We start from the raw sequence: 5,402 nt of genomic DNA on the forward strand, positions 1-5,402 counted from the left end.
AAAAGGTGAATCTATGATTAGCGCTAATGTGCGTTTTGTTGGCCGATTTAGCTTATATTTTGCGCGGGTTAGGAGTGGGGCGGCTGTGCCTTTTTATTTTAAGGATTTTGAATTTAAAACGGGCTTACAAAAGGTGAATCTATGATTAGCGCTAATGTGCGTTTTGTTGGCCGATTTAGCTTAGAGTTTGCGCAGACGGTAGGTCGTTGTTGTTTAATGTTCTGGCGCACGGTTTGGGGGAAACCTCATGATAAGCTATTTCCGCTGTTTATTGAACAAATCTTTCAGCTTGGTATTTTATCTTTACCGATCATTTTAACATCCGGTCTGTTTATCGGCATGGTATTAAGTCTGCAAGGTTATTATGTTTTAGTCGATTATGCTGCAGAGGAGAGCTTGGGCAGCATGGTTGCTCTGTCGTTATTACGAGAGTTAGGCCCTGTTGTTGGCGCTCTACTTTTTGCTGGGCGGGCAGGCTCAGCCTTAACCGCTGAAATTGGATTAATGCAAAGTACAGAACAACTCGCCAGTATGGAAATGATGGCCGTTTCCCCCCTTAAAAGGGTTATTGCCCCGCGTTTTTTTGCGGGTATTGTAACTTTGCCGATGCTAACACTGTTTTTTAATGTGATTGCAATCTGGGGCGGTTATTTAATTGGCGTTAGCTGGAAGGGAGTTGATGGTGGTGCATACTGGTCTGTGATGCAGGGCAGTGTTGAATACATGCCGGATGTCTTTAATGGTGTAATAAAAAGTGTTGTTTTTGCAGTCCTGATAACTTGGGTAGCACTCTATAATGGTTATTATGTAGTGCCAAATGCACAAGGTATTAGTAAATCAACAACGCAAACGGTTGTCGTTTCATCATTGTTAGTGCTGGGAATGGATTTTATTTTAACTGTTTTTATGTTTGGAACCTGACTTGCCACAGAAAAAGTGAAATTTTTATGGCTGGAAAGTTTGTATTTTAAGTTACAAATGAACTTTATTTTAACTGTTTTTATGTTTGGAATGTAATATGTCACAGAAAAAAGTGGAATTATGGGTAGGTACGTTTGTTATTGCTGCAATGCTCTCTTTAGCAATATTAGCTTTTAGTGTTGCAGGCCTTTCATTACGCGGAGAAGGAAGCAGTTATACGCTTTACGCAAGTTTTTCAAATGTAGGTGGTTTAAAAGTACGATCGCCAGTTAAGCTCGGTGGTGTTGTTGTTGGACGAGTGGAAGATATTAGTCTGGATCTGCAAAGTTATACCCCGATTGTACAATTGGCAATGTTTGAAAAGAGAGGCTTTTATCCTGAAACATCTTCTCTGGCTATTTTAACTTCGGGTTTATTAGGTGAGCAATATATTGGCATTCAGCCGGGTTTTATTGATGATGATATCGAGATGTTAGGCGATGGTGACAGCATTGAAGATACTAAATCAGCGCTGGTACTTGAAGATCTAATTGGTCAATTTATTTATTCTATTAATAAGGAAAAATAATGCGTATTTTATTCACTGTTATTACGCTGTTATTTGTTAGTTTTGCTTCCAGTGCCACTGTTGATATGAGCGATCCCAATCAAGTTATTCATTCAGTTTCAATTAGTACCTTTGCACGGATTACTGCAGAAAAAGAGCGCCTGCAGAGTGAACCCAGTTATATAAACGTGGTGATAGAAGAAGAGTTAATTCCCTATTTTGACTATAAATATGCCGCATATAAGGTGATGGGCCGTCATTTAAAAAACACATCTAAAGCGCAACGTAATGAATTTGTAGAAGTATTTAAAACCTACTTGGTAAATGCATACGGACATATATTGTTTGAATATGAGCAACAAGAGATTGAAATATTAGATAACACTCATTTTAAGGAAAAGAAAATAATTTCGATTGCTGTTAGAATTCGAGATCAGAATGATCAATTAACACAATTAGCTTTTAAATTACGGAAAAATAAAAAAACAGGCGAATGGAAAGTCTTTGATGTGATAGCTGAAGGGATCAGCATGTTAAATACCAAACACTCTGAACTTAATGAGTTGATTCAAAAAAAAGGGATTAATCATGTTATTGAGCTATTAGAGCAGAAAAACAGAGAGTTTTCCTCGTGACTAACGCTGCAAATAACGAGACAATGGTTTTAACGGGTAACTTATTGTTAAATGAGTTATCAGGTAAACATTTTCCTGATATTGCTAGCTATCAAAATATAAAAGTAATTGATTTACAGCAATTAAAAAACATAGATTCTGCCGGCATTGCATATTTAGCTCAAATTAAAAGTAATTATTCAGATTTATGCTTTGTAGGGGGGTCTGACAAAATATTAGTCTTAGCCAATTTATATGGGTTAAGTTTTCTTTTTAAGTCGTAAGGTGTTCAATGAATATTGAAACAATCAAAGAAAAATTAGAACAGGCATTAGTACTCGATGAATGTATCGTTAAAGGTGAAAACGGAACCTTTCAAGTGATCGCTGTGGGTGATATCTTTTCTGATTTAAGCCGAGTAAAAAAACAACAAATCATTTATGAGCCGTTAACGACAGAGATCGCAAGCAATGCAATTCATGCATTAACGATTAAAGCATTAACGCCAGATGAATGGCAAAAACAAAAACATTTTATTTAGTAAGCGGAAGGATAGTTCGATGGGTCAGTTTTTAATTCAAGGTGGTTGCCAGTTAAAAGGGGAAGTTAGCATTTCCGGCGCTAAAAATGCGGCATTACCAATTCTTTTTGCTACGTTATTATCAAAAGGTGATGTTCATTTAACCAATGTGCCTCTATTAAAAGATATTTCAACAACACTTGAGCTTTTAAAAGAGTTAGGTGCAGAGGCGTCACAAGATGGCCATAAAGTGCATATTAATGCATCAGGTGTGAAAAATTACACTGCATCATATGAGTTAGTGCGCAGTATGCGCGCTTCTATTTTAGCATTAGGGCCTTTAGTTGCCCGATTTGGTGAAGCTGATATTTCATTGCCTGGTGGCTGTGCAATTGGTGCTCGTCCTGTGAATTTGCATATTAATGGCTTAGAGCAGATGGGCGCAACCATTAAAGTTGAAGATGGTTTTATTAAAGCGCGTGTTGATGGCCGTTTAAAAGGCACTCATCTATATATGGATCTGGTCAGTGTTACCGGTACTGGAAACTTGATGATGGCGGCCGCACTTGCGGACGGTATTACAACAATTGAAAATGCAGCCAAAGAGCCTGAAATTGTTGATTTAGCTAGTTTTATTAATGGCATGGGCGGTAAAATTTCAGGTGCTGGCAGTGATACCTTAACCATTGAAGGTGTTGAATCTTTAGGTGACTGCAGCTATCAAGTACAACCGGATCGTATTGAAACGGGTACATTCTTAGTTGCTGGTGTGGTTAGTGGTGGTAAGGTTAAGTGTGTTAACACGGATCCGAGTTTATTATCTGCTGTACTTGCGAAACTTGAAGAAGCTGGGGCATTAGTGACAACTGGTAAAGATTGGATTGAAGTGGATATGATTGATCGTGAATTAAAATCAGTCAATATTACCACGGCACCACATCCTGCATTCCCAACCGATATGCAAGCACAATTTACGGTATTAAATACGGTTGCACCGGGTACTGGGCGTATCAAAGAAAACATCTTTGAAAACCGTTTTATGCATGTGCCTGAACTGCAACGTATGGGAGCCAACATTGAATTAGATGGAAATTTAGCAATTTGTGGTGATCATGATCAGTTAAGTGGTGCAAAAGTGATGGCAACAGATTTGCGAGCATCTGCAAGTTTGGTGATTGCTGGGCTAATTGCAGATGGTGAAACAATTGTGGATGAGATTTATCATATTGATCGTGGTTACGAAGCGATTGAAGATAAATTAATCCCACTTGGCGCAACCATGCAACGTATCGAAGGTTAACTATATACCCATGATACTTCAATTTTATGCCTAGCAGCTAAGCGCAATTTGGTTTGCTGATTTTGCATATTGAAGTAACATGGGTGTGAAACTTTAGGAGAAGCGTGCGCTTCTCCTATATACCTATGACTCTTGTTGAACTCGCATTTCCAATAGGTTTGCCCTGACTACTCTTTAGAAATATTCTGTATACTACTCAACTCACCGATCACCACTTCAACCTCAATCTGATTTCCTTTACGTAATAGGGTAAATCTGGTTTTTGTTCCCGGTTTTATTTCAGCCACTTTATCCATTGCTGCAATTAAGTTATCAAATGCAATACCATCAATTCGTAATAGAATATCATCAACTTTAATACCTGCAGTTGCGGCAGGCCCCCCCTCATGCACCTGTTTTATGATGATGCTGTTTTGTGCTTTTAATCCCCAAAGGCGAGCGATAAGAGGATCTAAATTTTCAGCAATAATACCTAATGAGCCGCGAATTACTCGACCGTGCGTAATAAGGCTTTCCATTATTCGTTGTGAAAGTTGATAGGGTATAGCAAAACTAATGCCGTTACTTGAATTTGGGTTGTTACTGTAAAACTCAGAGGTATTAATACCGACTAATTCACCTCGGCTATTAATCAGTGCACCACCAGAGTTACCTTCATTAATGGCCGCATCGGTTTGCAGGAAGTCTTGACGTCCTGAAGAGCTCATACCATTTCTACCCGTTGCACTGATAATACCTTGAGTGATGGTCTGCCCTAAGTTATATGGGTTGCCAATGGCCAGTACAATATCGCCTACTTGTGGCTGGTAGAGAGGGTTCTGCGGGATAACAGGAAGATTATCGCCTTTAATTTGCAGCACTGCTAAGTCAGTTACGATATCACTACCAACAACCGATGCCGTAAACAGGCGTCCATCTTGTAAGGCAATTAAAATTTGATCAGCTTTGGCGATAACATGAAAATTGGTCAGAATATAACCTTTATTATCAGTAATAATACCAGAGCCCAACCCCGTCGGCTGTAAGTGTTGTTTATTATCAATACTGGAATCAATGTATTGCTGAGAGTAAATATTTACTACTGATGGAGATGCTTTTTTTACAGCATCACTGTAGCTGGTAACTTTATTGTCTGTTGCTAGGTGAGTTAACACTGTCGTTAATTTAGCACCGTAGATTATTACTACGGCAATAATCACTCCCCAAAAAATGGGTTTTAAAAAATAGAAAAAAGATGCTTTAAAATTCATATTCTTAGATGCCGATATAAAAAGAAAAAAGGAAGTGGAGATTATATACAAAATGAAAGCGGATGGCGTTCTATTTATGCTTGAAAAGCACACAAAAAAAGCAGCGTATAAACGGTGTTTTAGTATTCGCTATTAAGTTAGATTAACTTGTACAGAATAAGTGTTCGTAGTAGCTGAATTAACCGATTGATAACTGGATAATCAGGCAAAAAAAAGCAGCGTATAAAACGCTGCTTTGCTGTTCTGTATT

7 protein-coding genes are annotated in these 5,402 nt (G+C 38.3%); 6 read left to right on the plus strand and 1 reads right to left on the minus strand.

What is annotated here, in order from left to right:
- Positions 1 to 141: 141 nt before the first annotated feature.
- From mlaE to murA, 6 genes are all read left to right on the plus strand, one after another.
- Positions 142 to 921, plus strand: a complete 780-nt coding sequence (gene mlaE, locus AC4GME_RS15070; RefSeq protein ID WP_490379681.1) for a lipid asymmetry maintenance ABC transporter permease subunit MlaE — start codon at positions 142 to 144, stop codon at positions 919 to 921.
- 97 nt (positions 922 to 1,018) lie between these two features.
- Entirely contained in the window at positions 1,019 to 1,489 is a 471-nt protein-coding gene (mlaD, locus tag AC4GME_RS15075; RefSeq protein ID WP_490379682.1) for an outer membrane lipid asymmetry maintenance protein MlaD, read from the plus strand.
- Positions 1,489 to 2,103 carry an MlaC/ttg2D family ABC transporter substrate-binding protein gene (locus AC4GME_RS15080; protein WP_490379683.1) on the plus strand — a complete coding sequence of 205 codons (615 nt, stop codon included), beginning with the start codon at positions 1,489 to 1,491 and terminating at the stop codon, positions 2,101 to 2,103. The genes mlaD and AC4GME_RS15080 overlap by 1 nt, the downstream gene beginning before the upstream one ends.
- Positions 2,100 to 2,366, plus strand: a complete 267-nt coding sequence (locus AC4GME_RS15085; protein WP_490378255.1) for an STAS domain-containing protein — start codon at positions 2,100 to 2,102, stop codon at positions 2,364 to 2,366. The genes AC4GME_RS15080 and AC4GME_RS15085 overlap by 4 nt, the downstream gene beginning before the upstream one ends.
- A gap of 8 nt (positions 2,367 to 2,374) precedes the next feature.
- A complete protein-coding gene (locus tag AC4GME_RS15090; protein ID WP_490378256.1) occupies positions 2,375 to 2,623 on the plus strand; it encodes a BolA family protein in 249 nt (82 codons plus the stop codon).
- Positions 2,624 to 2,642: 19 nt separating this feature from the next.
- Positions 2,643 to 3,902: a UDP-N-acetylglucosamine 1-carboxyvinyltransferase gene (gene murA / locus AC4GME_RS15095; protein ID WP_490378257.1), complete on the plus strand. Its 1,260-nt coding sequence runs from the start codon at positions 2,643 to 2,645 to the stop codon at positions 3,900 to 3,902.
- Between the two features lie 167 nt (positions 3,903 to 4,069).
- On the opposite strand, the gene degS is transcribed toward murA, so the two are convergent.
- Positions 4,070 to 5,152 carry an outer membrane-stress sensor serine endopeptidase DegS gene (gene degS / locus AC4GME_RS15100; protein WP_490378258.1) on the minus strand — a complete coding sequence of 361 codons (1,083 nt, stop codon included), beginning with the start codon at positions 5,150 to 5,152 and terminating at the stop codon, positions 4,070 to 4,072.
- Positions 5,153 to 5,402 lie beyond the last annotated feature (250 nt).

This window comes from Psychromonas sp. (assembly GCF_983033635.1).